This is a genomic window from Pseudomonas sp. Pseusp15, from assembly GCF_059492165.1.
This window is the reverse complement of record NZ_CP168523.1, coordinates 3,744,133-3,769,221: the sequence shown is the minus strand read 5'-3', so window position 1 is coordinate 3,769,221 and position 25,089 is coordinate 3,744,133. Positions and strand designations below refer to the sequence as shown.

At 60.2% G+C, this 25,089-nt stretch carries 25 protein-coding genes and 1 pseudogene; 12 read left to right on the top strand and 14 right to left on the bottom strand.

The window, feature by feature from the left end; genetic code table 11:
* Positions 1 to 4: 4 nt before the first annotated feature.
* Complete coding sequence (locus ACEN8R_RS17175) at positions 5 to 499, bottom strand: SprT family zinc-dependent metalloprotease (protein ID WP_007937535.1); 495 nt, start codon at positions 497 to 499, stop codon at positions 5 to 7.
* 149 nt (positions 500 to 648) lie between these two features.
* On the bottom strand, positions 649 to 1,251 hold the full coding sequence (locus ACEN8R_RS17170) for a Yip1 family protein (protein WP_018926304.1): 603 nt from the start codon (positions 1,249 to 1,251) through the stop codon (positions 649 to 651).
* A 431-nt stretch (positions 1,252 to 1,682) separates the two neighbouring features.
* Here ACEN8R_RS17170 and ttcA point away from each other — a divergent pair, with 431 nt between their 5' ends.
* Both ttcA and ACEN8R_RS17160 read left to right on the top strand, forming a co-directional pair.
* Complete coding sequence (gene ttcA, locus ACEN8R_RS17165) at positions 1,683 to 2,507, top strand: tRNA 2-thiocytidine(32) synthetase TtcA (RefSeq protein ID WP_007937538.1); 825 nt, start codon at positions 1,683 to 1,685, stop codon at positions 2,505 to 2,507.
* Between the two features lie 67 nt (positions 2,508 to 2,574).
* The gene (locus ACEN8R_RS17160) at positions 2,575 to 3,249 is read left to right on the top strand and encodes a DNA-3-methyladenine glycosylase I (protein ID WP_007937540.1); all 675 of its coding nucleotides are present in this window, start codon (positions 2,575 to 2,577) and stop codon (positions 3,247 to 3,249) included.
* Positions 3,250 to 3,340: 91 nt separating this feature from the next.
* Here ACEN8R_RS17160 and ACEN8R_RS17155 read toward each other — a convergent pair whose 3' ends face one another.
* The 3 genes from ACEN8R_RS17155 to arsC are packed head-to-tail and all read right to left on the bottom strand — an operon-like array spanning position 3,341 to position 4,714.
* A complete protein-coding gene (locus ACEN8R_RS17155) occupies positions 3,341 to 3,766 on the bottom strand; it encodes a DUF2069 domain-containing protein (protein ID WP_495624215.1) in 426 nt (141 codons plus the stop codon).
* On the bottom strand, positions 3,759 to 4,364 hold the full coding sequence (wrbA, locus tag ACEN8R_RS17150) for an NAD(P)H:quinone oxidoreductase (protein ID WP_018926302.1): 606 nt from the start codon (positions 4,362 to 4,364) through the stop codon (positions 3,759 to 3,761). Before wrbA ends, ACEN8R_RS17155 begins: the two co-directional genes overlap by 8 nt.
* Entirely contained in the window at positions 4,361 to 4,714 is a 354-nt protein-coding gene (arsC, locus tag ACEN8R_RS17145; protein WP_018926301.1) for an arsenate reductase (glutaredoxin), read from the bottom strand. Before arsC ends, wrbA begins: the two co-directional genes overlap by 4 nt.
* Before the next feature lie 114 nt (positions 4,715 to 4,828).
* On the opposite strand from arsC, the gene ACEN8R_RS17140 reads away from it, so the two are divergent.
* Positions 4,829 to 5,296 carry a TlpA family protein disulfide reductase gene (locus ACEN8R_RS17140; RefSeq protein ID WP_018926300.1) on the top strand — a complete coding sequence of 156 codons (468 nt, stop codon included), beginning with the start codon at positions 4,829 to 4,831 and terminating at the stop codon, positions 5,294 to 5,296.
* Between the two features lie 150 nt (positions 5,297 to 5,446).
* On the opposite strand, the gene ACEN8R_RS17135 is transcribed toward ACEN8R_RS17140, so the two are convergent.
* Both ACEN8R_RS17135 and ACEN8R_RS17130 read right to left on the bottom strand, forming a co-directional pair.
* Positions 5,447 to 5,851: an META domain-containing protein gene (locus ACEN8R_RS17135; RefSeq protein WP_007937547.1), complete on the bottom strand. Its 405-nt coding sequence runs from the start codon at positions 5,849 to 5,851 to the stop codon at positions 5,447 to 5,449.
* The gene (locus ACEN8R_RS17130) at positions 5,851 to 6,285 is read right to left on the bottom strand and encodes a hypothetical protein (RefSeq protein WP_018926299.1); all 435 of its coding nucleotides are present in this window, start codon (positions 6,283 to 6,285) and stop codon (positions 5,851 to 5,853) included. The genes ACEN8R_RS17135 and ACEN8R_RS17130 overlap by 1 nt, the downstream gene beginning before the upstream one ends.
* Before the next feature lie 134 nt (positions 6,286 to 6,419).
* On the opposite strand from ACEN8R_RS17130, the gene ACEN8R_RS17125 reads away from it, so the two are divergent.
* On the top strand, positions 6,420 to 6,815 hold the full coding sequence (locus ACEN8R_RS17125) for a hypothetical protein (RefSeq protein ID WP_018926298.1): 396 nt from the start codon (positions 6,420 to 6,422) through the stop codon (positions 6,813 to 6,815).
* 5 nt (positions 6,816 to 6,820) lie between these two features.
* On the opposite strand, the gene ACEN8R_RS17120 is transcribed toward ACEN8R_RS17125, so the two are convergent.
* Together ACEN8R_RS17120 and ACEN8R_RS17115 are read right to left on the bottom strand one after the other, a co-directional pair.
* Complete coding sequence (locus tag ACEN8R_RS17120) at positions 6,821 to 7,810, bottom strand: 2-hydroxyacid dehydrogenase (RefSeq protein ID WP_018926297.1); 990 nt, start codon at positions 7,808 to 7,810, stop codon at positions 6,821 to 6,823.
* A 97-nt stretch (positions 7,811 to 7,907) separates the two neighbouring features.
* The gene (locus tag ACEN8R_RS17115; RefSeq protein WP_018926296.1) at positions 7,908 to 10,658 is read right to left on the bottom strand and encodes a response regulator; all 2,751 of its coding nucleotides are present in this window, start codon (positions 10,656 to 10,658) and stop codon (positions 7,908 to 7,910) included.
* Positions 10,659 to 10,873: 215 nt separating this feature from the next.
* Here ACEN8R_RS17115 and ACEN8R_RS17110 point away from each other — a divergent pair, with 215 nt between their 5' ends.
* The 8 genes and pseudogenes from ACEN8R_RS17110 to ACEN8R_RS17075 all read left to right on the top strand — a co-directional run bounded on the left by ACEN8R_RS17110 (position 10,874) and on the right by ACEN8R_RS17075 (position 19,731).
* Entirely contained in the window at positions 10,874 to 11,596 is a 723-nt protein-coding gene (locus ACEN8R_RS17110; RefSeq protein WP_495624214.1) for a response regulator transcription factor, read from the top strand.
* A 13-nt stretch (positions 11,597 to 11,609) separates the two neighbouring features.
* Positions 11,610 to 12,326 (top strand): annotated as a pseudogene (locus ACEN8R_RS17105) (sensor histidine kinase); the annotation flags it as partial.
* A 145-nt stretch (positions 12,327 to 12,471) separates the two neighbouring features.
* Positions 12,472 to 13,494 (top strand): PDDEXK nuclease domain-containing protein, encoded by a 1,023-nt coding sequence (locus ACEN8R_RS17100; protein WP_018926293.1) that lies wholly within the window; start codon positions 12,472 to 12,474, stop codon positions 13,492 to 13,494.
* A 104-nt stretch (positions 13,495 to 13,598) separates the two neighbouring features.
* Positions 13,599 to 14,501, top strand: a complete 903-nt coding sequence (cysM, locus tag ACEN8R_RS17095; protein WP_018926292.1) for a cysteine synthase CysM — start codon at positions 13,599 to 13,601, stop codon at positions 14,499 to 14,501.
* Positions 14,501 to 15,853 (top strand): 23S rRNA (uracil(1939)-C(5))-methyltransferase RlmD, encoded by a 1,353-nt coding sequence (gene rlmD, locus ACEN8R_RS17090; protein ID WP_018926291.1) that lies wholly within the window; start codon positions 14,501 to 14,503, stop codon positions 15,851 to 15,853. Before cysM ends, rlmD begins: the two co-directional genes overlap by 1 nt.
* A 121-nt stretch (positions 15,854 to 15,974) precedes the next feature.
* A complete protein-coding gene (relA, locus tag ACEN8R_RS17085) occupies positions 15,975 to 18,218 on the top strand; it encodes a GTP diphosphokinase (RefSeq protein ID WP_018926290.1) in 2,244 nt (747 codons plus the stop codon).
* 111 nt (positions 18,219 to 18,329) lie between these two features.
* Positions 18,330 to 19,163, top strand: coding sequence for a nucleoside triphosphate pyrophosphohydrolase (gene mazG / locus ACEN8R_RS17080; RefSeq protein WP_018926289.1), 834 nt, complete (start codon positions 18,330 to 18,332; stop codon positions 19,161 to 19,163).
* Between the two features lie 25 nt (positions 19,164 to 19,188).
* Complete coding sequence (locus ACEN8R_RS17075; protein ID WP_018926288.1) at positions 19,189 to 19,731, top strand: DUF2058 domain-containing protein; 543 nt, start codon at positions 19,189 to 19,191, stop codon at positions 19,729 to 19,731.
* A gap of 66 nt (positions 19,732 to 19,797) precedes the next feature.
* Here the strand turns inward: ACEN8R_RS17075 and ACEN8R_RS17070 are convergent, their stop codons facing one another.
* The 5 genes from ACEN8R_RS17070 to ACEN8R_RS17050 form a co-directional block, all read right to left on the bottom strand.
* Positions 19,798 to 19,986, bottom strand: coding sequence for a hypothetical protein (locus ACEN8R_RS17070; protein WP_018926287.1), 189 nt, complete (start codon positions 19,984 to 19,986; stop codon positions 19,798 to 19,800).
* Positions 19,987 to 20,265: 279 nt separating this feature from the next.
* Positions 20,266 to 21,486 (bottom strand): beta-ketoacyl-ACP synthase I, encoded by a 1,221-nt coding sequence (gene fabB, locus ACEN8R_RS17065; RefSeq protein WP_007937568.1) that lies wholly within the window; start codon positions 21,484 to 21,486, stop codon positions 20,266 to 20,268.
* A gap of 11 nt (positions 21,487 to 21,497) precedes the next feature.
* Complete coding sequence (gene fabA / locus ACEN8R_RS17060) at positions 21,498 to 22,013, bottom strand: 3-hydroxyacyl-[acyl-carrier-protein] dehydratase FabA (RefSeq protein WP_018926285.1); 516 nt, start codon at positions 22,011 to 22,013, stop codon at positions 21,498 to 21,500.
* A gap of 245 nt (positions 22,014 to 22,258) precedes the next feature.
* Complete coding sequence (locus ACEN8R_RS17055) at positions 22,259 to 24,160, bottom strand: ATP-binding protein (protein ID WP_018926284.1); 1,902 nt, start codon at positions 24,158 to 24,160, stop codon at positions 22,259 to 22,261.
* Positions 24,157 to 25,089: an ABC transporter substrate-binding protein gene (locus ACEN8R_RS17050; RefSeq protein WP_111455163.1), complete on the bottom strand. Its 933-nt coding sequence runs from the start codon at positions 25,087 to 25,089 to the stop codon at positions 24,157 to 24,159. The genes ACEN8R_RS17055 and ACEN8R_RS17050 overlap by 4 nt, the downstream gene beginning before the upstream one ends.

Sequence of the window (25,089 nt, the reverse complement as noted above, 5' to 3'; positions counted from 1 at the left end):
CAACTTATTCGACCCGCATCTCCCCGCTGAACACCAACGTACTGCGACAGCGCCGGCACAAATACCGCCGCCCCTGGCGCACCAGGCTATGACGCTGGGCCGAAAACGGGAAATCGCTGTCGGCGCAGGGGCATTTGTAGATGTAGCGGGTCACGCTGCGACGTTTGACGTCATAGGTGTGGCAGCGATTGGGCGGCAGTTCGTAGACGCCGCGCATGATCAGTTGCCACTCTTCGCCGTGGGGCTGGATGCGGTCGCCGAACAGTTGATGGGCGATCAGGTGCGCCACTTCATGCGCCACGGTCTGCTTGAGGAAGTCTTCGGTGTTTTCCCGGTACAGCTGCGGGTTGAAGCGCAGCAGGTTCTCGTGCAAATGCGCGACACCGGCTTTTTGCCCGCGCAGCTTGAGGCTCACCACGGGGCGTTTGAAAGGTCGTTTGAAAAAGGATTCGGCTTGCAGGAAACAGTCTTCGACGCGGGTATTGAGTTGCTCGGGCATGCTTGATGGATCTCCAAGGATGTCGAGTATGCCGCAACCCCGAGGGCTTGCGAATCGCTCAGGCGCCGAATGGTCGTTGCTCGCATTAGAAGGCCGCCTTGCGGCGGCCTGTAGTGGCGGAACGTGTTTTTTATGTTGGCGCTTGTTTGTCAGTTGGTATAGACCGGTCCCACGCCAAGGCCCCAGACAATCACGGTGAACGCCATGATTGCCACCAGCACCACCAGTCCTACGGCGAGCACCGAGCTCGAAAACAGGAAGCCTTCGTCCGATGGAATGTTCATGAACGTTGGTAGCCCTACATACAGCAGGTACACCGTGTAGCAGACAGCCGCGGTGCCGACGATCATCCCCAGCCACAAGTGCGGGTACAGCGCCGCCAGGCCGCCGACGAACAGTGGGGTGGCGGTGTACGTGGCAAATGCGATACAGCGCGCCAGGCTCGGGTTGGCGTCATAGGTACGGGCCATCCAGTGAATGAAGGCGCCCATCACCGCGACACCGCCGAGCATTGCCAGGTACGACATGATGGTCATCCATAGCGCGCTTTCCATAGTCAGCATGACCGGCGCTCGGTTACCGATGACCCAGCCGACTTGCGTAGTGCCGATAAACGCCGATATGGCAGGGATCGCCGCCAGAATCAGGGTGTGCGTCAGGTACATGTGGCTGATGCTTTCTTCCTCGTCGCCACGGATTTCTTTCCATTCCTGGTCAGGGTGGGTAAAGAGTCCCACTACGTGATGGATCATGCCAGTCACTCCTCTTGTTGTTGCCATCGCCCCCCAGCGGAGCGCTTACAGGCCAAAGTGGCCAGGTAAGAACAGGTCTGAATACGCGTGCGACCTTATGTCGCAGTATAGAAAGGAGTTACTTGCAATAGTGCGAGGGCTTTAGAGCAAATCGCGCTGTAAACAATCTTGTTAATCGCCGCAAGGTCTGTGCCGAATGGAACCTGTGGCGAGGGAGCTTGCTCCCGCTGGGGCGCGAAGCGGCCCCAAAACAGTCCACCCTGTTGTGTCAGGCAAACCGCGGCGGCAGGTTTTGCGACTGCTGCGCAGCCGAGCGGGAGCAAGCTCCCTCGCCACAGGGGTATGCTCAAGTCATATAAGTGCAGGCTTCGCCCCGCCAGGGTTTTTGCGTAAAATGCCGGCCTTTCGTCACACCTCACGGATTTCGCGTCATGGGCACTCTTACGGTCAACCAGAACAAACTGCAAAAGCGCCTGCGCCGCCAGGCCGGTGAGGCTGTTGCCGATTTCAACATGATTGAAGACGGCGACAAGGTCATGGTCTGCCTGTCCGGTGGCAAGGACAGCTACACCATGCTCGACGTGCTGATGCATTTGCAGAAAGTCGCCCCGATCAAGTTCGAGATCGTCGCCGTGAACATGGACCAGAAGCAGCCAGGCTTCCCCGAGCACGTGCTGCCGGCTTACCTCAAAGAGCTGGGCATCGAGTACCACATCGTCGAGAAAGACACCTACTCGGTGGTCAAGGAGCTGATCCCGGAAGGCAAGACCACTTGCTCGCTGTGCTCGCGCCTGCGTCGCGGCACGCTGTACACCTTTGCCGACGAAATCGGCGCGACCAAAATGGCCCTCGGTCACCACCGTGACGACATCGTCGAGACGTTCTTCCTGAACATGTTCTTCAACGGTTCGCTCAAGGCCATGCCGCCAAAGCTGCGCGCCGACGACGGGCGCAACGTGGTGATTCGCCCGCTGGCCTACTGCAACGAAAAAGACATTCAGGCCTACTCGGACCTCAAGCAATTCCCGATCATCCCGTGCAACCTCTGCGGCTCCCAGGAAAACCTGCAACGCCAGGTGGTTAAAGAGATGCTGCAGGAGTGGGAACGCAAGACCCCGGGCCGCACCGAGAGCATTTTCCGCAGCCTGCAGAACGTGATCCCGTCGCAACTGGCGGACCGCAACCTGTTCGACTTCACCAACCTGCGTATCGACGAAAGCGCCGCATCGCGGTTCGTCAACGTAGTGAACCTCTGACGGTTCAAGTCACTCAGACACACGGCGCTCGCGGGCGCCGTTTTCATTTCATCCCGTAGGAGAGGGCATGCGCGATTACAAGTGGCTGCACGAATACTGTCTGAACCGCTTCGGTTCGGCGGCTGAACTGGAAGCCCATCTGCCGGTTCCCAAGACCCCGGCGCAATTGCGCAAGATCAGCGACGACCGCTACCTCTCGACCATGGCATTGCGGGTATTCCGTGCCGGGCTCAAGCACAGCCTGGTGGATGCCAAGTGGCCGGCGTTCGAAGAAGTGTTCTTCAAGTTCGACCCGGAAAAAGTCGTGCTGATGAGCGCCGAACATCTGGAGCGCTTGATGCAGGACGCGCGAATTATCCGCCACCTGGGCAAGCTCAAGAGTGTGCCGCGCAATGCGCAGTTCATTCTGGACGTGGCCCATGAGAAGGGTAGTTTCGGTGCGTTGATCGCCGACTGGCCGGTAACCGATATCGTCGGCTTGTGGACCTACCTGAAAAAACACGGCCATCAGTTGGGCGGGTTATCGGCGCCGCGATTCTTGCGGATGGTCGGCAAGGACACCTTCGTGCCGAGCTACGACGTGGTGGCAGCGCTGAATGCACAGCAGATCATCGACAAGGTGCCGAGCAGTTTGCGCGACCTGGCCACGGTGCAGAATGCGTTCAACCAATGGCACGAAGAGAGTGGTGGACGGCCGATGAGCCAGATTTCGATGATGCTGGCGTATACCGTCAATCATTGAGACCGAGTTGCGGCGTTCGCGGGCAAGCCTCGCTCCTACAAGGGTACCACCATTCCCCGTAGGAGCGAGGCTTGCCCGCGAAGGCGTCAGATCAGGCGACGGAAATCTCGCCTTCCCCCGCCAGCTTGCGGTTCAACTGGTACCGCCACCGCACATACAGCATCGCCGAGCAGAACACCGCCAGGCTCGCGCCCATCTCCAGCAAACCGAACAGCTGCCGGTTCGGGTCATAGGCGGCCAATGCGCCCTTGATGAAATACAGATTCACCACAAAACACATCCACGAATGCCCACGGGCACTGCCGACGATCATTCCCGGTGCCAGCAACAACAGCGGCACCAGTTCGATCAGCAGAATCACCCACGGCCGCGCGCCATGCAGGTCGGCGAACACCAGGTAGTAGGCGCAAAGCAGCCCCGCCAGGCTGAAAAAGCACAGCAGGCTGATGACGCGCATCGCCCGTACACGCGGTTCGAGCCATTCGATGGCAGGCAACACCTTAGGCTTCTTAGCCACGATGGCTCTCCAGTTTCTGCGCAGTCTTCGCCAGGCGCAGGCCCAAGGCACGGCACAATGCGACTTCATGTTCGTTCAAACCGCTTTTGCCATCGGCCCCGGCGTGATGACTGGCGCCGTAAGGCGTGCCGCCGCCACGGGTTTCCAGCAGCGCCGATTCACTGTAAGGCAGGCCGGTGATCAACATGCCGTGGTGCAGCAACGGCAGCATCATCGACAGCAGTGTAGTTTCCTGGCCGCCGTGCAGGCTGGCGGTCGAGGTGAAGACCCCGGCCGGTTTACCCACCAGGGCGCCGGTCAGCCACAGGTTGCTGGTGCCGTCGAGGAAGTATTTCAGCGGTGCGGCCATGTTGCCGAAGCGGGTCGGGCTGCCCAGGGCCAGGCCGGCGCAGTTCTTCAAATCGTCAAGGCTGGCGTACAGCGCGCCTTCATCGGGAATGTCCGGCGCCACGGCTTCGCATTCAGTGGAGATCGCCGGCACCGTGCGCAACCTGGCTTCAAGGCCGGCCTGCTCGACACCGCGGGCAATCTGCCGGGCCATTTCATTGGTCGAGCCGCTGCGGCTGTAATACAGCACCAGAATGTACGGCGCGCTCACGGCAGCAACTCCAGTACATTCTCCGGCGGACGGCCAATGATGGCTTTGTCGCCGACTTCGAGAATCGGCCGCTCCATGAGTTTCGGGTGTGCGGCGATGGCGGCGATCAATTGCGCTTCGCTCAAGCTGCTGTCGGCCAGGTTGAGGGTTTTGTACTCGTCCTCGCCGGTGCGCAGCAATTGCCGGGCGCTGATGCCGAGTTTGCTCAACAGGCTCTGGATTTGCGCGGCGTCCAGTGGTGTTTCCAGGTAGCGGACGACCGTTGGCGTCAGGCCACGGGCTTCGATGAGTTCGAGCGCACCGCGGGATTTCGAGCAGCGCGGGTTGTGATAAAGCGTCAGATCGGTCATGTGCGGGTCGCTTCTTGCGTAAAGTGGCGGCTATTCTAACTGTGCGGCGCGTAATCCAGAACCTTGGGAGGCGATGGGTCGCAGGTGCATTCTATTTTTGACAAGGATTGAGACATGACAAGGCGACTGGCAGCAGCATTGGCGATCATGGGGGCGTTATTGCTGGGGGGCTGTGGCAACGACTATGGCATCGACCAGAATGGTCACAAGGTCGCCGCCGAGCGTCTGGATAAACAATGGCTGGTGCTCAATTACTGGGCCGAGTGGTGCAGCCCGTGCCGGACCGAAATCCCACAGCTGAATGTGTTGGCCGAGCAGCTCCAGGGCAAGAAGATCGGCGTGTTCGGGGTCAACTTCGACAATGTGCAGGGCGAAGAGCTCAAAGGCGCCAGTGAGAAACTGGGGATCAAGTTCACCGTGCTGGCCCAGGATCCGGCCGACCTTTTCGAATTGCCGCGCAGTGAGGCGCTGCCAGTGACTTACATCATTGATAACAAGGGCAAGGTGCGGGAACAGTTGATGGGCGAGCAGACGGCGGCGGGGGTGATGGCGAAGCTTGAGGCGTTGCAGGCGACCAACTGACCGAGCACCGCCTGTGGCGAGGGAGCTTGCTCCCGCTGGGGCGCGAAGCGGCCCTAAAACCATCCGACTCGGTGTGTCAGACAATCCGCGTCGGATAGTTAGCGACTGCTGCGCAGCCGAGCGGGAGCAAGCTCCCTCGCTACAGGGGCATCACCCCTCTTCAAGCCACCAACGCAATGGCTTGCCTTCGGCCGGCCAGAAGCGCATCTGGTCAATCGGTGAGACGTCCCAGCGCTGGACGTTTTCCAGCGCCTGCAGGAAGCGTTTTTCCTGTTCCATCAACGCCGGCGCGCAGAGTTTGCGGGTACTGCCGATCTTGCCGAAGCTGAGCTTTTCACCTTCCAGGGAATACGGCGCGAACCAGTGGTTGCAGCCGCCGTTACCGTAGGCCCGACCGTCGTCACCGAGCGTGATGGTCAGGTGGCTGTAGTCCATCAGCGGACGTTCGCCGATCCACTCCAGAATGTAACTGCGGTTCTGTTGCAACTTTACCGGCTCGGCGGCGCAGCCCAGCAGGCTGGCACCGACCATCGTGGTCAGAGCAAGGCGTTTCATCACGCAGGCTCCTGGCACTTCGGGCACAGGTGTTTTTCGCCGGCTGCGGTCCAGCCCAGCTCGGCAATCCGTGCGGTGGCGGCCGGTTTTTCAGCCTTGTTGCCCAGCTTGGCGTCGACCGCGAACTCGAAGCTCAGCTCTTTGGCGCAGCTGTCGCAGTTAACTTTCCAGGTATGGATCGCCAGTTCGCCGAACACCGGACCACTGGCCACCGCGACCCATTGGCCGGGCGGGTTGATCAGGTGGCGAACCGTTTCGACGGTCAGGCGCATGGACAAGTCCTTGCTGCCTTTGAGGGTCACTACCAGCACGTCGTTATTGCGAATCGAGCCGCCGTTGCCGGTGACTTGATAACGCCCCGGCACCAGGGCGCGGCATTCGGTGAGGGTGTGCTGCGGGTTCATCAGGCTGTAGCGGAAATCGTGTTCGACCATGGGTCCTCCAAATATGCGCGATATGCTAGCACGGGCATCAGCACAGCATGGCGTGGGCATGTGACCTTCGATCAGGTTCAAATTGCCTGCTAATCCATGGCAAACTGCCACTTTTGCATCTCTAAGGAACAGAAATGGCGTTGATCGAATGTTACGAGTGCAAGCAACGCATCAGCTCCACGGCGCCTGCTTGCATTCATTGCGGTGCGCCTGCGGCAACGGTGCACGCGGCTACTTCGACGGCAGCGCCTGTGGAAGCACCGCTTTCTTTCGGGCGTTTGCCGAGCAATGAGAGTGTGCCTCGGGTGACCCCGGCCGCCTTCGGGCGTAAACGAAAAAACGAAATCCAGGCTGAGGTCCCGGCACCGGTGCTCAATGGACCGCGTCCGGTGGAACTCTGGCTGAAACTGATGATTTTCTTTCTGCCGCCGTTTTTTGTCTGGTTCCTGCTGCGTCGCGGGCATTCAACGGGGCAGCGCTTGCTGGGCTTCGGCTGGCTGGGCCTGATGATCCTCTTGTCCAAGGCCTGAGCCGTTCAGCGCTCGACCTGATTGTGTGGCGAACCGGCCGCCCAGGCCGCGATGTTCTGCAATGTGGTCGCGGCAATCGCACCCAGGGCTTCGCGAGTGAGGAAGGCCTGGTGTGCGGTGATGATCACATTCGGAAAGGTCAGCAGGCGCGCCAGCACATCGTCTTGCAGTGGCAGGTCGGAGCGGTCCTCGAAGAACAACTGCGCCTCCTCTTCATAGACATCGAGTCCCAGATAGCCCAATTGGCCGTTTTTCAATGCGTCGATCAGCGCCGGCGTGTCCACCAGACCGCCACGGCCTGTGTTGATCAACATCGCGCCGGGCTGCATGTGCGCCAGTGACTCGCGGTTGATCAAATGTTTGCTCTGCTCGTTGAGCGGGCAATGCAGGCTGATGATCTGAGACTCGGCCAGCAGTTGCGGCAAGCTCAGGTAGCGCGCGCCGAGGGCTTCGACCTGTGGGTTCGGATAGGGATCATAGGCCAGCAATTGGCAGCCGAAGCCGTGCATGATCTTCGCAAAGGTCGCGCCGATCTGCCCGGTGCCGACCACGCCGACGGTCTTGTTCACCAGGTCGAAACCGGTCAACCCGTGCAGGCTGAAATCGCCCTCGCGGGTACGGTTGTAGGCGCGGTGCAGACGGCGGTTGAGCGCCAGGATCAACGCCACCGCATGTTCGGCCACGGCGTGGGGCGAGTAGGCTGGGACTCGCACAACCGTCAGCCCCAGGCGCTTCGCCGCCGGGAGGTCGACATGGTTGTAACCGGCCGAGCGCAGGGCGATCAGGCGTGTGCCGCCCGCTGCCAGGCGTTCAAGCACCGGGGCGCTGAGGTCATCGTTGATGAAGGCGCAGACCACCTCGTGATGCTCGGCCAGCGCCGCCGTGTCGAGGCTCAGTCGTGCCGGCTGGAAATGCAGTTCGATGCCGGCGGGCAGGACGGCGGCGAGAAAACTCTCGCGGTCGTAGGTCTGGCTGCTGAAAAGAATCGTGCGCATGCTGTCCTCCTGGAAGTCTCAAACCCCGTAGCAGCCTTCGGCAGCTGCCATAGGGTTTAAGCTTAGCGTTCAGGCCCTCCTGCGTTATTGCGCTGCATCAGGCATTGATGCGCGCATGGGCCGCGAGGCGATTGATGGCGCGTTCGAGTTCTTCCAGTGCGACGGGGGCTTTCGGGTCCTGTTGCTTGAGCAGGGTTTCGCTGCGCTGGCAGGCGGCGCGCAGTTGCGGGACGCCGCAATAACGGGTTGCCCCGTGCAGGCGATGGACCCGCTCGATCAGGGCGTTCTGGTCGTTGGCTTCACGGGCCACGCGGATGGCCTCGCGGTCGGCTTCCAGGGAGGCCAGCAGCATGGCCAGCATGTCCGCCGCCAGATCGGCCTTGCCGGCCGCCAGGCGCAGGCCTTCTTCGTGGTCGAGCACCTGCAATTCATGACCGCTGTTGTTATCGCTATTACGCTCCGGACCCTGATTGCGCAGCGCCAGGCCCGTCCATTTCAACACCACTTGCGCCAGTTGCCGTTCGCTGATGGGTTTGGTCAGGTAGTCGTCCATGCCGCTTTGCAGCAATGCGCGTTTTTCATTGGCCATCGCATGGGCGGTGAGGGCCACGACCGGCAGTGGCGTGCAATGCCGCTCGCTTTCCCATTGGCGAATGGCTTCGGTGCTTTGGCGCCCATCCATGCCGGGCATTTGCACGTCCATCAACACCAGATCGAAAGTCTCGTTCTGTACGGCCTTGACCGCGGCGTAACCGCTTTCTACCGCGAGCACCTTGGCGCCCATGTCTTCGAGCAGGGTTTGCACCAGCAACAGGTTGGCCGGGTTGTCGTCCACGCAAAGGACCTTCGGCGCGCGGCTGGAAACCGGCTCGGCGGGGTCGCTGCGCTGCTGGCGCGGGTTGACCAGATCAGACAGGGCACGACGCAGCTTGCGGGTGCAGGCGGGTTTGGACTGGAGCTGGCTGTGGGGGTTGGGTACCGAGAGATGGAACAGCGTCAGTTCGGTGGTCGGGCACAGCACCAACACTCTGCAGCCCAGGTGTTCAAGGTCCCAGATGTGCTGGTTGAGGCGCTCCGGCGGCATGTCGTTGCTGGTGATGCCGAGCACCGCCAGGCCGATGGCCTGATCGGTCTGGTGAGCGCCGGTCACGCCATTGGCCAGGCTTTCCAGGGTATTGAACGGCGTGACGCTCAGGCCGCAGTCTTCCAGTTGATGCTGCAATGCCTGACGGGCCAGTTCATGGTTTTCCAGGACAGCCACCCGCTGCCCGAGCAACGGTGGGCCGGGCAGGTCTTCGGCGTCGTCGCGGGTTTTGGGCAGGCTCAGGCTGATCCAGAATTCCGAGCCTTCGCCCGGCGTGCTGTCGACGCCGATCTCGCCGCCCATTTGTTCGATCAGCCGTTTGGAAATCACCAATCCGAGGCCGGTGCCGCCGGGTTGTCGGGACAACGAGTTATCGGCCTGGCTGAAGGCCTGGAACAGGGCGCGCACGTCCTGGTTCGACAGACCGATGCCGGTGTCCTGAATGCTGATGCGCAGTTGCACGCTGTCTTCATGCTCTTCTTCGAGCATCGCCCGGGCGACGATGGTGCCTTCGCGGGTGAACTTGATCGCATTGCTCACAAGGTTGGTGAGGATCTGCTTGAGTCGCAACGGATCGCCCACCAGCGACAGTGGCGTATCGCGATAAACCAGGCTCACCAGCTCAAGCTCTTTGGCGTGGGCGGCCGGGGCGAGGATGTTCAGGGTGTCTTGCAGCAGGTCGCGCAGGTTGAACGGAATATGGTCGAGCACCAGTTTGCCGGCCTCGATTTTCGAGAAATCGAGAATCTCGTTGATGATCCCCAACAGGCTGTCGGCAGACTTTTCGATGGTGCCCAGGTAATCGAGCTGGCGCGGCGTCAGTTCGCTTTTTTGCAGCAGGTGCGTGAAGCCGAGAATGCCGTTGAGCGGCGTGCGGATTTCATGGCTCATGTTGGCCAGGAATTCGGACTTGATCCGGCTCGCCTCCAGGGCTTCCTTGCGCGCCAGGTCCAGCTCGATGTTCTGGATTTCGATGGTTTCCAGATTCTGACGCACGTCTTCGGTGGCCTGGTCGACGCTGTTTTGCAATTCTTCCTGAGCGTTCTGCAGCGTCCCGGCCATGCGGTTGATGCCGGACGCCAGTTCATCCAGTTCCTGGCTGCCGAGGGGCGGCAGGCGGGTTTCCAGATGACCGTCCTTGAGTTGCGCCACGGCTTGTTTGATCTGGCTTAATGGCCGGTTGATGGTTCGGCCCATGCGTAATGCCAGCAGCGCCGCACCGGCCAGGCCTCCGCCGATCAGCAGAAGGCTGGCGAACAGGCTGCGGTAACCGCGCAGCAGCATGCCGTTGTGGGACAGTTCGAGTTCGACCCAGCCCAGCAGGCGGTCGGCTTCATCGGGGATCAGGTCGCCGGCCAGGTTGCGGTGCTTGCCGAACACCGGCAGCAGGTAACGCGTGGCGTCATTGCCACTGCGGCGCAGCAACTGTGAACCGTTGCCCAGGGGCGCCTGATTGAGCATGGTCGGGCCGGCATGGGCCAGCGGCGTGCGGTCGGGGGCGAGGAAGGTCACCGCGCGCACGTCGGTCTGTTCCAGGGATTGGGTGGCGATGCGCTCCAGCAGCTCGTTGTCTTTGCGACCCATGGCCGGGGCCACCAACGGTGCCAGCTGTTCGGCGATCATTTCGCCGCGTTGCATGAGCTGGGCTTGCAGGTCCGATTGCTGCATCCAGGTGAAATAGCCGCCCAGGACCAACGCCATCAGGGTGGTCGGCAACAGGGTCAGTAACAGCACGCGGCCTTTAATTCCCAGTTTCTTGAGCACGCATCTCTCCTGCATCCAGCTGTTTATTGACCTGCACATGCGTCCGGCACGCGCCACCTGCGCAGTGTAGCGATTTGCATGCGGGCAATCTTCGTAAAATTGATGTCGTCATTCGTCGGTCAGTTCAATGCTTTGGTCCAGGGAGACAAACCTTGGGTTGCCCCTGGAGAGGCAATCTTGAATAATCAGCAATTGAGAATTATTTGCAGATACTCATGACTCCCATCGCGATTGGCCATCCTCGCATCCTCTCTATCGAAGACGATCCAGTGCTCGGTGCTTATGTTCATGAGCATCTGGGGCGCTGCGGTTTTCAGGTGACCTGGTGCCAGAACGGGCAGGAAGGCCTGGCGATTGCGCGCCAGCAGGCCTTCGATGTGGTGTTGATGGATATTCTGTTGCCGGGGCTCGATGGCCTGGCGGTGTTGACCCAATTGCGCCAGAGCCATTCCACGCCAGTGGTGCTGATGTCGGCGCTGGGTGCCGAGGCGGATCGCATCAGTGGTTTTCGCCTCGGGGCCGACGATTACCTGCCCAAGCCTTTCAGCATGGCCGAGTTGCGGGTGCGCATCGAAGCGATCCTGCGGCGGGTGGCGTTCGACCGTCGACCAGTGCCGATACCGACGCCCCCTGCGACGGACTACCTGCGTTTTGACGATGAACTGGGCGAGGTCTTTTGGGGCGAGTACGCGGCCGGCCTGACCCGCAGCGAGTACCGTTTACTGGACACGCTGAACCGCAACGACGATGAAGTGTTGAGCAAGGCGTTCCTTTATCAGCAGGTATTGCAGCGCGGTTATGCGCCCCATGACCGCAGCCTCGACATGCACATCAGCCAGATTCGCCGCAAGCTCAAGGCCATCGGTTACACCGAGCGTGAAGTGCGCACGGTTTGGGGCAAAGGGTACGTATTGAGTGCGGTCGATGAAGTGGTCTGACGCGCCGGGCCGCACGGTGGTCCTGCAACAGCAACTGCTGCACGATCTGTCCCACGAATTGCGCACGCCGCTCAGCCGGTTGCGGGTGGCCTGCGAAAGCGAGCAGGACCTGGAGCAATTGCGCGAGCGCATTAGCCGGGAAGTCGACGGCATGCAGCGCCTGGTCGAGGATGCGCTGCAACTGGCCTGGCTCGACACCGAGCGCACGTCTTTGCCCGATGAAGCGATCCAGGTCCAGGCCTTGTGGGAAATGCTCACGGAAAACGCTTGCTATGAAAGCAGCTGGCCGGCGAGTCAGTTGCACTGTGCGGTGGATGCCTCCTGCTGGGTGCGCGGCCATCTCAATACCCTGGCCCAGGCGCTGGAAAACATTCTGCGCAATGCCATTCGTCATTCACCGCAGGGCGGTGTCGTGATGTTCGATGGCCGGCGTGATGGCGACTTTTGGCACCTGTGGCTGGAGGACGAGGGCGGTGGGGTGGCTGACGAGGATCTTGAGCGAATCTTCTCGCCGTTCATCCGGCTCGACGGTTCACGGCCGGGGGATGGTGGGTTCGGATTGGGGTTGAGCATTGCGAGGAATGCGGTGCAGCGCCAGGGTGGGCGGCTTTGGGCGGAGAATGCAGGGCGGGGCTTACGGCTGAATATGCTGTTATTGGCTGATCTCCATGGCGACAATGATGACGCCCCCGCTCCCACAATTGATATGTGTCGACCACAAATTGCGTGATCAACCCCGGCCGCGAAGAGGCTTGCTGATTTTGCCGGAGCGTTCCCGTTATTTTGTACGACCTTTCTTAAAGGGTATCGCCGACACCTTAAGCCTGACTTGACGGAATAGACTCGCGTTTTTCCTCGTCCTCCAGGAGTTCGGTATGAATGCATCCAGCGTCCCCGGCAACGCACACGACGACCGTTTCAATGAAGTGCTTGCGCTGATTCAAAATGCCAAACAGCAGGCCATGCAGGCGGTGAATACCCAGTTGATCGAGCTGTATTGGCAGGTCGGTGCTTACATCAGCCGCAAGCTGGAACAGGCTGAGTGGGGCGATTCTGTGGTCAGCCAACTGGCTGAGCATCTGGCTCAGACTCAACCGGGGTTGCGCGGGTTTACCCGGTCGAACTTGTTTCGCATGCGCCAGTTCTATGAGACTTATCACGCTGAAGAGAAAGTCGCACCACTGGTGCGACAATTGTCCTGGTCGCATAACCTGATCATTTTCAGCCAGAGTAAACGGCCGGAAGAGCGGGAGTTCTACGTGCGTTTGGCAGTTCAGGAAAAATGGTCGAAGCGCGAACTAGAGCGTCAGTTCAAAACCGCACTGTTTGAACGAAGCGTGACCCAACCAGCAAAAATCTCAGCAGTGCTGAGACAAGCCCACCCGGCAGCGCTTGAGATATTCCGCGACGCCTACATGCTCGAGTTTCTCGACCTGCCGGGTGGCCATGCCGAAACTGATCTGCATAAAGGGTTGATGGCGCGCCTCAAAGAATTCCTGAGCGAGCTTGGCCGCGATTTCTGCTTTGTCGGTTCCGAGTATCCGCTTCAAGTGGGTGGGTGTGATTTTTCCCTGGACCTGCTGTTCTTCCACCGTGGCCTTAATTGTCTTGTAGCCATTGAGCTTAAGGTCGGTCGTTTTAAGCCGGAGTATTTGGGCAAGCTGAACTTCTATTTGGAAGCGCTGGATCGCAAGGAGCGCAAACCCCACGAAAACCCGGCCATCGGTGTGTTGCTCTGCGCCAGTAAGGATGACGAAGTGGTCGAATACGCCCTTAACCGCAGCCTGTCGCCAGCGTTGATCGCTGAATACCAGGTCCAGCTTCCGGACAAACAGCTGCTGCAGGCCAAATTGCATGAGTTTTATGCATTGAATATTGCACAAGGAGAAGAGGAGTGAACTGCTTATTCCCATAAGCCATAAGCCCCTTACTTTGCGTGATATGGCCTGCGCACGTTTGCCGGTATGATAGGCGCCCCCGCAGTCCGGATTGCGAATACGCCATGACCTTGCAGTACCCAACCATCGCCGATTGCGTCGGCAACACTCCGCTGGTCCGTTTGCAGCGCCTGCCTGGCGTCACCAGCAACACGCTTTTGCTCAAGCTCGAAGGGAACAACCCGGCGGGTTCGGTCAAGGATCGTCCGGCGCTGTCGATGATCACCCGCGCCGAATTGCGCGGGCAGATCCACGTCGGCGACACGCTGATCGAAGCGACTTCGGGTAACACCGGGATTGCCCTGGCCATGGCCGCCGCGATCAAGGGTTACAAGATGATCCTGATCATGCCGGACAACTCCAGCGCCGAGCGTAAAGCCGCGATGACGGCCTATGGCGCCGAGCTGATTCTGGTCAGCCAGGAAGAAGGCATGGAAGGCGCGCGCGACCTCGCCCAGCGAATGGAAGCCGAAGGCCGTGGCAAGGTGCTCGATCAGTTCGCCAACGGTGACAACCCCGAGGCGCACTACACCACCACCGGTCCGGAAATCTGGCGTCAGACCCAGGGCACCATCACGCATTTCGTCAGCTCGATGGGCACCACCGGCACCATCATGGGTGTCTCGCGCTACCTGAAAGAACAGAACGAGAACGTGCAGATCATCGGTCTGCAACCCATGGAAGGCTCGGCAATTCCGGGCATCCGCCGCTGGCCGCAGGAATACCTGCCAAAGATTTATCAGGCTGATCGCGTGGACCGGATCGTCGACATGGCGCAAAGCGAGGCCGAGGACGTGACCCGTCGTCTGGCGCGCGAAGAAGGCATTTTCTGCGGCGTGTCTTCGGGCGGTGCCGTGGCGGCGATGCTGCGCCTGTCCAAAGAAGTTGAAAACGCGGTGATTGTCGCGATCATCTGTGACCGTGGCGACCGTTACCTGTCGACCGGCATTTTCGACGCGCCCAACTGATGGCCAAGCAAGAGAGAGGCCTGCGCTTTCAGCCCACGGGCGGCAGCAAGGCCCCGCAAGTCCCGACCGGCAAAAAGCAGCGTTTGACCATCGAGCGCCTGGCTAATGACGGTCGCGGTATCGCATTTTTTGAAGGTCGCACCTGGTTCGTCATCGGCGCCTTGGCCGGTGAAGAGGTCGAGGCGCGGGTCTTGGGTGCCCACGGTAAAGTGGTCGAGGCGCGTACCGAGCGGGTGTTCCAGGCCAGCCAATTGCGCCGCCCGGCACCGTGCGCCCATGCCGGTCGCTGCGGTGGTTGCAGCGTGCAGCATCTGCCCCACAACGAACAACTCGCCCTGAAACAGCGCATGCTCGCCGAGCAATTGTCGCGGGTCGCCGGCGTCGAGCCCGAAGAGTGGGCTGCGCCATTGAGCGGTCCTGAATTCGGCTACCGGCGTCGTGCCCGGGTGGCGGTGCGTTGGGACATGAAGGCGAAAAAACTCGAAGTCGGTTTCCGCGCTGCCGGCAGCCAGGACATCGTTGCCATCAACGAGTGCCCGGTGCTGGTACAGCCCTTGCAGCCGATCATGACCGGCTTGCCGGACATGCTCCGGCGCTTGAGCAAACCTCAGGCACTGGGGCATGTGGAATTGTTCAGCGGTTCGTCATTGGCGGTATTGCTGCGGCACATGGCGCCGTTGTCCGAAGCCGACATGACGATCCTCAAGGAATTCTGCGCGCTCCATGAGGCCCAGTTGTGGCTGCATGGCGACGGCGAGCCGCAACCGGTCGACGCCGATCAGACCCTGGGCTATCGCCTTGAACCGTGGGACTTGAACCTGGCGTATCGGCCTGGAGATTTCATCCAGGTCAACGCCGGGGTCAACGAAGCGATGGTCGCTCAGGCGCTGGAATGGTTGGCGCCGAAAGCCGATGAGCGGGTTCTGGACCTGTTCTGCGGGTTGGGCAACTTTGCCTTGCCGCTGGCCAGGACCGTTCGTGAAGTGGTGGCGGTGGAAGGTGTGCAGGCCATGGTCGAGCGGGCCGCCGCGAACGCCGCTAGTAATAATTTGCATAACGCGAAATTTTTTCAGGCCGATTTATCCCAGCCTTTGGCTGATGCCGAATGGGCCAGCGAAGGCTTTTGTGCGGTACTCTTGGACCCACCTCGCGACGGTGCTTTCGAGGTGGTGCGCAAGCTTGCGTCCCTGGGTGCCGAACGATTGGTTTATGTGTCGTGCAACCCTGCAACTCTGGCGCGCGACACGGTCGAATTGATCAAGCAGGGCTACCGGTTAAAACGTGCCGGGATTCTCGATATGTTTCCTCAAACGGCGCATGTCGAGGCCATGGCGTTATTTGAAGCGAGCTAGGATGGCTCGTCTGGTCCGACTGACCGTCCGTGCCGCCACGCATCAGCCCGGCGGGGCGCCCGGACAATGAAGGTCAGCGATTTGACGCATTGAATCTGCGTCGTAGGGAAGGTAAAGCAAGATGGTACAGGTGAGAGCACACCAGCCGATCAACACTGACGGCAGTATCAATCTCGAGGCTTGGCTCGATCACGCGGTCAGTATCGATACGGCACTGGATCGCGAAGCCTTGAAAGAAGCCTGCGAGTTCGCTCGCGAGGCCGAACAACAAGCCAATGCGGCGAAAAACCTGTGGTCCGAAGGGACCTCGAGTTTCCGCACCGGCCTTGAGATCGCCGAGATTCTCGCCGACCTCAAACTCGATCAGGATTCGTTGGTCGCGGCAGTCTTGTACCGCGGCGTGCGCGAAGGCCAGATCCAGTTGCCGGCGGTCAGCCAGCGCTTCGGCCCGGTGGTCGCCAAACTGATTGACGGCGTGCAACGCATGGCGGCGATCAGCGACAGTCTGAGTCCGCGTAAATCCATGGTGATGGGCACCCAAGGCCAGGTGGAAAACCTGCGCAAGATGCTCGTGGCCATGGTCGACGACGTGCGCGTCGCGCTGATCAAACTGGCCGAGCGCACTTGTGCGATCCGTGCGGTAAAAACCGCCGATGACGAGAAGCGTAACCGCGTCGCCCGTGAAGTCTTCGACATCTACGCGCCGCTGGCTCACCGCCTCGGTATCGGTCATATCAAGTGGGAGCTGGAGGACTTGTCCTTCCGTTACCTCGAGCCCGACCAGTACAAGCAGATCGCCAAGTTGCTCCATGAGCGACGGCTGGATCGCGAGCGCTTCATCAGCGATGTGATGACCCAGCTCAAGAACGAGTTGCAGGCCACCGGCGTCGAGGCTGATATCAGCGGCCGGGCCAAACACATCTATTCGATCTGGCGCAAAATGCAGCGCAAGGGTCTGGAGTTCAGCCAGATCTACGACGTGCGCGCCGTTCGCGTGCTGGTGCCGGAAATGCGCGACTGCTACACCGCGCTCGGCATCGTCCACACCCTGTGGCGGCACATCCCGAAAGAATTCGACGACTACATCGCCAACCCGAAAGAGAATGGCTACCGCTCGCTGCACACCGCGGTAATCGGCCCTGAAGGCAAGGTACTGGAAGTGCAGATCCGCACCCACGCCATGCACGAAGAAGCCGAGCTGGGGGTTTGCGCGCACTGGCGATACAAGGGCACCGACGTCAAGTCCGGCTCGAACCACTACGAAGAGAAAATCTCCTGGCTGCGTCAGGTTCTCGAGTGGCACGAAGAGCTGGGCGATATCGGCGGCCTTGCCGAACAGCTGCGGGTCGATATCGAGCCGGACCGGGTTTATATCTTCACTCCCGACGGTCATGCCATCGACTTGCCGAAGGGCGCGACACCGCTGGACTTCGCTTACCGCGTGCACACCGAAATCGGTCACAACTGCCGCGGCGCCAAGATCAACGGGCGCATCGTGCCGCTCAACTACAGCCTGCAAACCGGTGAACAGGTCGAGATCATCACCAGCAAGCACGGCACTCCGAGTCGCGACTGGCTGAACCCGAACCTGGGTTACATCACCACGTCGCGGGCGCGGGCGAAGATTGTTCACTGGTTCAAGCTGCAAGCCCGCGATCAGAACGTTGCGGCCGGTAAAACCTTGATCGAGCGCGAACTCAATCGCCTCGGCCTGCCGCAGGTGGATTTCGACAAGTTGGCCGAAAAGGCCAACATGAAGACCGCCGAGGACATGTTCGCTGCGTTGGGCGCAGGCGATTTGCGCCTGGCGCAACTGGTGAACCTGGCGCAGCAACTGGTCGAGCCGGAACGCGGCAACGAACAGCTGGAGCTGATCCCGCGCAAAGCCACCGGCTATAAACCGGGCAAGCGCGGCGATATCCAGATCCAGGGCGTCGGCAACCTGATGACCCAGATGGCCGGCTGCTGCCAGCCGTTGCCGGGGGACGCCATCGTCGGTTACATCACCCAGGGCCGTGGCGTGAGCATCCACCGTCAGGACTGCGCCTCGGTGCTGCAACTGGCCGGGCGCGAGCCGGAGCGGATCATCCAGGTCAGCTGGGGGCCGGTGCCGGTGCTCACCTATCCGGTGGACATCATCATTCGCGCTTACGACCGTTCCGGTCTGCTGCGTGACGTGTCGCAGGTGCTGCTCAACGAGCGGATCAACGTGCTGGCGGTCAACACCCGCTCGAACAAAGAGGACAACACTGCGTTGATGTCCCTGACCATCGAGATTCCGGGGCTGGATGCGCTGGGGCGGTTGCTGGGGCGTATTTCCCAGTTGCCGAACATCATCGAAACCCGCCGTAACCGCACACCGTAAGGCGTTCACTTTTTTGTGGCCGCCAAGCTTTTGTGGGGCTGGCTTGTCGGATCGCGGCGGTGCGGCGATCCGACAAGCCAGGTTCCCACAGGTTCTCGCAGAGATTGATTGATGTATTCACTTGAAGACCTGCTGCACCTGATGAACCGTCTGCGCGACCCGCAGTACGGCTGCCCGTGGGACATCAAGCAAACCTACGCCACCATCGTCCCGCACACCCTGGAAGAAGCCTACGAAGTTGCCGATGCTATTGAACGCGGCGATTTCGATCACTTGCAGGGTGAGTTGGGCGACTTGTTGTTCCAGGTGGTTTATTACAGCCAACTGGCTCGGGAAGAAGGGCGCTTCGAATTCGCTGGCGTGGTCGACAGCATCACGCGCAAGTTGATCCGCCGTCATCCTCACGTATTTCCCACCGGGGATCTGTACGCGCCGCTGGACGTCCCGCGTCTGAATGAAGAGCAGGTCAAGCAACGCTGGGAAGAGATCAAGGCCGAAGAACGCGCCGAGAAGTCTTCGGCGCCGGAGCAGTTGTCCTTGCTCGATGACGTACCCGCGGCACTGCCGGCGTTGTCCCGTTCGGCAAAACTGCAGAAGCGCGCAGGGCAGGTCGGGTTCGATTGGCCGGACGCCTTGCCGGTGCTCGACAAGGTTCGCGAAGAGCTCGATGAAGTGCTTGAAGCCATGGCCGACAATGACTCGGCGGCGATTGCCGATGAAGTCGGCGACTTGCTGTTTTCCGTGGTCAATCTGGCGCGTCACCTCAAGGTCGATCCGGAAACCGCACTGCGTGGCGCGAACACAAAATTTGAAAGACGCTTCCGATTTATCGAACAGGCATTGCGCGACACCCACCGTCCCATAGAAGATTGCACCCTCGAAGAGTTGGACGCCTTGTGGGGCGAAGCCAAACGTCAGGAAAAGAATTTGCCCAGCTGCGGCTGAGCTGTTGCCTAAGTGAGTAAGCACCATGAGCCTTTCCCTTCGCGACCAGTTGCTCAAAGCAGGGCTGGTCAACCAAAAGCAGGCCAAACAGGTCGGCAAAGAAAAACAGAAACAACAGCGTCTGGCCCACAAAGGCCAGATCGAACTCGATGACTCCCAGCAGCGTGCGGCTCAGGAAGCCATGGCCGAGAAGGTCAAGCGCGATCAGGAGCTCAACCGTCAGCAGCAGGAGAAGGCCGAGCAGAAGGCCCGAGCCGCCCAGGTCAAGCAATTGATCGAAGTCTCGCGCCTGCCCAAGCTGAACACCGAGGACTACTACAACTTCGTCGACGACAAAAAGGTCAAGCGTATCTCCGTCAACACCCTGATGCGCAACAAGCTCAGCAGCGGTTCCCTGGCGATCGTGCATCACGCTGGCGGTTATGAAGTGATCCCTCGTGAAGCGGCCCTGAAGATTCAGGAGCGCGACCCACAGCGCATCGTGCAGCTGAATGTGAAGACAGAAGAAGTCAGCACCGAAGACGATCCGTACGCGGCCTATCAGATTCCTGACGATCTGATGTGGTAAGCCGTTAGCAGCTGCAACAACGACAAACCCCGCTCATGGCGGGGTTTGTCATTTTCAATGCGGTGGTTATGCAGAACGCGCTTCGCGTTGCTGCTCCAGTGATTCCAGTTCGGCCTTGTATTGGTGGGCTTCGGTCTCGGAATGGAACATCCCGACCAGCAGGTCTTGTTGATGTACATCCCAGATGCGGATACCGGCGGCGATGCCTTCATGGGACATATGTGAATCGTCGCGTTCAGTTACTTTTACAGTCATCTGCTAGCTCCAATCTCTGTTATCTGCAGCAAGGCGTGTGCAGGCCTTTGTTATAAGTTTTGTTAGCTGGCTAAGTAAACGACTGAAATCGGTAACGGACTTTTTCAAAAACGGAGAAAGTGCTGCAGCCCGCGAAATACGCGACATTCAGTCGCAGGCTGTTGAGTTCCATGACAAATGTTTCATGTCTAAAGGGCTGTCTGGCCGTAGATAAAACCTGGCCAAAAAAAAACGCCCCGAACCAGTCGGGGCGTTTTTATGTGTGGCGTAGGCGGGGTATTACTTACCCTGCCAGCGCTTCAGTACCAGCGTGGCGTTGGTGCCACCGAAGCCGAAGCTGTTGCTCATCACGGTGTTGATAGTGGCGTCTTCGCGAGTCTTGGTCAGGATTGGCATGTCTGCCACTTCCGGGTCCAGTTCGTCGATGTTGGCGGAACCCGCCATGAAGTTGCCTTCCATCATCAGCATGCAGTAGATCGCTTCGTGAACGCCGGCGGCGCCCAGGGAGTGACCCGACAGGCTCTTGGTGGAGCTGATGGCCGGAGCGTTGTCGCCGAACACTTCACGCACACCTTTCATTTCCATCACGTCGCCGACCGGAGTCGAGGTGCCGTGGGTGTTCAGGTAGTCGATCGGTGCGTCAACGGTGGACATGGCCATCTGCATGCAGCGGATGGCGCCTTCGCCGCTTGGGGCGACCATGTCGTAGCCGTCGGAGGTCGCGCCGTAGCCAACGATTTCCGCGTAGATCTTCGCGCCGCGGGCCAGAGCGTGTTCCAGCTCTTCGACCACGACCATGCCGCCACCACCGGCGATGACGAAACCGTCACGCTTGGCGTCGTAGGCACGGGAAGCTTTTTCCGGGGTTTCGTTGTACTGGCTGGACAGGGCGCCCATGGCGTCGAACAGGAACGACTGGCTCCAGTGCTCTTCTTCACCGCCGCCGGCGAATACGATGTCCTGCTTGCCCATCTGGATCTGTTCCATGGCGGTACCGATGCAGTGAGCACTGGTGGCGCAGGCAGAAGCGATGGAGTAGTTCAGGCCCTTGATCTTGAACGGGGTGGCCAGGCAAGCGGAAACAGTGCTGCTCATGGTCCGCGTTACGCGGTATGGGCCGACGCGCTTGACGCCTTTCTCGCGCAGGATGTCCAGCGCTTCCATCTGGTTCAGCGTGGAGGCGCCACCGGAACCGGCGATCAGGCCGGTACGCGGGTTGGAAACTTGCTCTTCGGTCAGGCCGGAGTCTGCGATGGCATCTTTCATGGCCAGGTAGGCGTAAGCCGCCGCGTGGCCGACGAAGCGATAGATCTTGCGATCGATCAGCTCTTCGAGGGGAAGGTCAATGGAGCCGGAAACCTGGCTACGCAGACCCATTTCGGCATATTCCGGGTTGAACCGGATGCCAGGGCGGCTTGCACGCAGGTTAGCGGAGACGGTCTCTTTGTCATTGCCCAGGCACGAAACGATGCCCAGACCAGTGATAACGACGCGGCGCATGCGGATAACCCTTAGAAGTTGTCAGTGGAGGTGAAAACGCCGACCCGAAGGCCTTCGGCGGTATAGATTTCGCGGCCGTCGACAGTCACGGAACCATCGGCGATGGCCATGTTCAGTTTGCCTTTGAGGACGCGTTTGATATGGATGTTATAGGTGACTTTCTTGGCGGTCGGCAGTACCTGGCCAAAGAATTTCACTTCGCCCGAACCCAGGGCGCGACCGCGGCCCGGCAGGCCTTGCCAGCCGAGGAAGAAACCGACCAGTTGCCACATGGCATCGAGGCCCAGGCAGCCCGGCATCACCGGATCACCTTCGAAGTGGCAGGCGAAGAACCACAGGTCTGGAGTGATATCCAGCTCGGCGACCAATTCACCTTTGCCGTACTTGCCACCCTCTTCGGAGATCAGGGTGATGCGATCGACCATCAGCATGTTCGGGGCGGGCAGTTGCGCGTTACCCGGGCCGAACAGCTCACCACGACTGCAGCGCAGCAGGTCTTCCCGGGTAAAGGCGTTTTGTTTGGTCATGCGAGCTCCTCAATAGTCCATGCGGCAGGGGGGCGAATCTTCCCGGCCGATCGAAGCGTTCATGCCTCGAGTCAGCAGCCTACTCATAGACTATTGCGTTGTAGTGAAAGTCACAGCACCAAGGACATGAATGTACACTTGTGCACTGAAATTATTATTCAAGCCCCTTTTAGGGCCTGTTCGGGTGCCTAAGACTGCCGCACTTTCGTCTTTCACGCCAGTCGCAGATCGTCGAAAGGCCTGCACTACTGCACCCAACGCTGCAGAATTTGCTGCAGATCAGTGCGTTTAAAGGGCTTGGCCAGGTAATCGTTCATTCCCGCGGACAAACAGGCTTCACGATCGCCCTGCAAGGCGTTGGCCGTCAGGGCAATGATCGGCACGTCAGCGCAGCCGGGCAGTTGGCGAATCTGTCGGGTGGCCTCGTAGCCGTCAATGACCGGCAGTCGGCAATCCATCAGAATCGCTTCGAAAATCAGGCTCTCGGCGCTGCGCACCGCTTGTGCACCATCGGTGACGACGCTGACAGTAAAGCCCAGGCTGCGCAACATTGCTTCAATGACGGTGCGGTTGACCGGGTTGTCTTCCACCAGCAACACATTGCGACCTTCGCCGTGGCCATTGCCGGTATGTACTCGCGGCGTCAGCACCGGCAACGACTGCTTATACAGCGCCAAAGGAATTTCCAGGGTGAACACCGAGCCGACGCCTTCTTCGCTTTGAGCACGCAAGGTGCCGCCCATTCGTTCTGCCAGAGTGCGGGCAATCGGCAGCCCCAGTCCGGTGCCACCGTAACGTCTTGAAATAGTACTGTCGGCCTGCTGGAACGCGTTGAACATCAATTCCAGGCTTTCGGCCGGGATGCCAATCCCGCTGTCGCGCACGGTGCAGGTGAACCACAGCAATTCGTGATCCAGCGACTGCCACTGCGGTTCGATCGTGACGCGGCCCCGTTCGGTGAATTTCAGCGCATTGCCGACCAGGTTGACCAGGATTTGCCGGATCCGCGTCGGGTCGCCCTGAACCTGCAGGGCGCGCATGTCCTCGGGGATCTGCAGTTGCAGGTCAAGCCCACGTTGCACTGCGCTGTGCTGGAACGACTGGGCGCAACTGGTGATCAGGTCCGCGAGGTTGAATGCAATGTGCTCCAGCTCCAGTTCCGAGCGTTCGATGCGCGAGAAGTCGAGAATGTCGTTGATCACTTTGAGCAGGTGTTCAGTCGATTCAGAAGCCAGCGCGGCGTACTCGATCTGTTCCTCGGTCATCGCGGTGGTTTCCAGCAGTTGCAGCATGCCCAGCACGCCATTCATCGGCGTGCGCAGCTCATGGCTCATCATCGCCAGGAAATCGGATTTGGCGTTGTTGGCCTTTTCCGCTTCCTCGCGGGTCTGGATCAATTGCGCCATGGCCTGATGCTGTTCGCGGCTGGCTTGTTCAAGACCCTGGGCAAGGTTGTTGATGTGTTGTGACAGGGCGCCCAGTTCGGTGTCATCGACAATCGGCAGGGGCGTTTTGTAGTCGCCTTTCTGGATCGCCTTGACCGCATTGCCGATGTCATGGATCGGTTGCGACAGGCTGCTGGCCAGACGCCGAGCCAGCAGAAAGGTAAACAGCAGGGCGAACAGGGCCAGGATCCCGGCCTTGAACAGGATTTCCTGCTGGCGCTGGTTGAAGGCGTCATTGGACAGACCGACGATCACCCGGCCCAGGTAATCCTCTCCCGGCTTCGTGGGGGCGGTGCGGCTGTTCTGGAAGAAGTCATTGTTGAGCGCGATGCGTTGCAGCCGCACCGGTGCCTGGAACACTTCGACCTGGTGCGAACGATTGTGGGTTTCCGACGGTTGTTCGACGTACACCAGAACCCGGTTGGTGCGGTCCTGAACCTCCAGAAAACGCACATTGGGCGTGGCCAGGGTGGCTTTGAGCAAACTCTCGAGCACGTCGTTATTACCCGAGATCACCCCGTATTCGGTGGCCGGCGCCAGTTGGTTGGCGATCAGTTGACCGGTGTGGTTGAGTTCCTGGCGCAGGTCCTGGATTCGCACGAAGGTGAAAAAACTGATCAGCAGCAACGTCAGCAGCAGCGCCGGGCCGAGGCTGATGATCTGGGTACGGGTATTGATGTCCCAACCGCTATGGAAGGTCATGGGCGATGTTCTCCTTCGGCCAGCTGTGTTGCGACAGAGGCTTCATTCATCGGTTCAATGCTTAATGAACGAGCCACTTGCGGGTTGCTCAAGACCTTGAAGTGCTGCGGATAAAGGGTGCGCGGCCAGGTGCTGGAGGGGCGGTCGAGCAGTTCGTCGAGAATCTTCAGCCAATCGCTCTGGTCGCTGTAGGTGCTGGCGAGGCTGCCCGCCCTGACGAAGGCGGCATTGGGACCGATCAGCGGCAGCTGCCGTGCGTAGCTGCTGAGCAGCAGGTTTTTCACGGTTTTGGGGTTGTACAGATCAGGATCATCCAGGCCCAGCAGCACATCGCTGTTTTTCAGCAGGGCCTGCAACGGGCGACTGTCATTGGTGTTGTCCCAACGCTCGGTGACCACTTCAAGGCCCAGGGGCAGGGCTGCCTGATGCAGTTCCTTCAGCAGGAATTCGCTGTGGCTGTCGAAAAGCACGCCGACACGTCGAGCCTCGGGCAGGACGAGTCGGGTCAGGCGCAATTGTCGATCCAGCGGCGGATCGCTCCAGAGCAGGCTCAGGTGCGGTGGCGAAACATCGCCAAAGCGTTGGTGGGCTTGCAGGCGGCTGATGCGCAGCACCAGCGTTGCCGGGCCTTGGGCGTCTTGCAGGCGCCAGTCGAGGCTTTGCAAGTCGAGCAGAATCAGGCGGGTGCTCGCAGGCAGTTGGCCGGGTGCCGGCAAGCTGGCGACCGGCTGGAAACGCACGCTGTCGGTGGGGCGCAACTCGCTCAGAGCCTGGACGAAAGACTGCACGCCAGGGCTGTCGTCGGCGCCGGTCAGCAGAATGTCGGCGGCCCGGGCCGGCAGATTGCACAGCAGCCCGGCAAACACCAGGCACAGCCCGGCCAGCAGGCGGCCAAGGGTTGGCGTCTTCCGTGGCAGGCAATACGGCAT

What these genes read in the sequence shown, in the direction of transcription:
- ACEN8R_RS17125 (WP_018926298.1), top strand. Translation starts at nt 6,420, where the DNA reads ATGGCGTTGATCGAATGTTACGAGTGCAAGCAACGCATCAGCTCCACG.
- ACEN8R_RS17140 (WP_018926300.1), top strand. Translation starts at nt 4,829, where the DNA reads ATGACAAGGCGACTGGCAGCAGCATTGGCGATCATGGGGGCGTTATTG.
- ACEN8R_RS17050 (WP_111455163.1), bottom strand. Translation starts at nt 25,089, where the DNA reads ATGCCGTATTGCCTGCCACGGAAGACGCCAACCCTTGGCCGCCTGCTG.
- ACEN8R_RS17070 (WP_018926287.1), bottom strand. Translation starts at nt 19,986, where the DNA reads ATGACTGTAAAAGTAACTGAACGCGACGATTCACATATGTCCCATGAA.
- ACEN8R_RS17120 (WP_018926297.1), bottom strand. Translation starts at nt 7,810, where the DNA reads ATGCGCACGATTCTTTTCAGCAGCCAGACCTACGACCGCGAGAGTTTT.
- ACEN8R_RS17170 (WP_018926304.1), bottom strand. Translation starts at nt 1,251, where the DNA reads ATGATCCATCACGTAGTGGGACTCTTTACCCACCCTGACCAGGAATGG.
- ACEN8R_RS17160 (WP_007937540.1), top strand. Translation starts at nt 2,575, where the DNA reads ATGCGCGATTACAAGTGGCTGCACGAATACTGTCTGAACCGCTTCGGT.
- ACEN8R_RS17175 (WP_007937535.1), bottom strand. Translation starts at nt 499, where the DNA reads ATGCCCGAGCAACTCAATACCCGCGTCGAAGACTGTTTCCTGCAAGCC.
- ACEN8R_RS17130 (WP_018926299.1), bottom strand. Translation starts at nt 6,285, where the DNA reads ATGGTCGAACACGATTTCCGCTACAGCCTGATGAACCCGCAGCACACC.
- ACEN8R_RS17100 (WP_018926293.1), top strand. Translation starts at nt 12,472, where the DNA reads ATGAATGCATCCAGCGTCCCCGGCAACGCACACGACGACCGTTTCAAT.
- ACEN8R_RS17075 (WP_018926288.1), top strand. Translation starts at nt 19,189, where the DNA reads ATGAGCCTTTCCCTTCGCGACCAGTTGCTCAAAGCAGGGCTGGTCAAC.
- arsC (WP_018926301.1), bottom strand. Translation starts at nt 4,714, where the DNA reads ATGACCGATCTGACGCTTTATCACAACCCGCGCTGCTCGAAATCCCGC.
- ACEN8R_RS17135 (WP_007937547.1), bottom strand. Translation starts at nt 5,851, where the DNA reads ATGAAACGCCTTGCTCTGACCACGATGGTCGGTGCCAGCCTGCTGGGC.
- ACEN8R_RS17055 (WP_018926284.1), bottom strand. Translation starts at nt 24,160, where the DNA reads ATGACCTTCCATAGCGGTTGGGACATCAATACCCGTACCCAGATCATC.
- ACEN8R_RS17110 (WP_495624214.1), top strand. Translation starts at nt 10,874, where the DNA reads ATGACTCCCATCGCGATTGGCCATCCTCGCATCCTCTCTATCGAAGAC.
- rlmD (WP_018926291.1), top strand. Translation starts at nt 14,501, where the DNA reads ATGGCCAAGCAAGAGAGAGGCCTGCGCTTTCAGCCCACGGGCGGCAGC.
- ttcA (WP_007937538.1), top strand. Translation starts at nt 1,683, where the DNA reads ATGGGCACTCTTACGGTCAACCAGAACAAACTGCAAAAGCGCCTGCGC.
- cysM (WP_018926292.1), top strand. Translation starts at nt 13,599, where the DNA reads ATGACCTTGCAGTACCCAACCATCGCCGATTGCGTCGGCAACACTCCG.
- relA (WP_018926290.1), top strand. Translation starts at nt 15,975, where the DNA reads ATGGTACAGGTGAGAGCACACCAGCCGATCAACACTGACGGCAGTATC.
- fabB (WP_007937568.1), bottom strand. Translation starts at nt 21,486, where the DNA reads ATGCGCCGCGTCGTTATCACTGGTCTGGGCATCGTTTCGTGCCTGGGC.
- fabA (WP_018926285.1), bottom strand. Translation starts at nt 22,013, where the DNA reads ATGACCAAACAAAACGCCTTTACCCGGGAAGACCTGCTGCGCTGCAGT.
- mazG (WP_018926289.1), top strand. Translation starts at nt 18,330, where the DNA reads ATGTATTCACTTGAAGACCTGCTGCACCTGATGAACCGTCTGCGCGAC.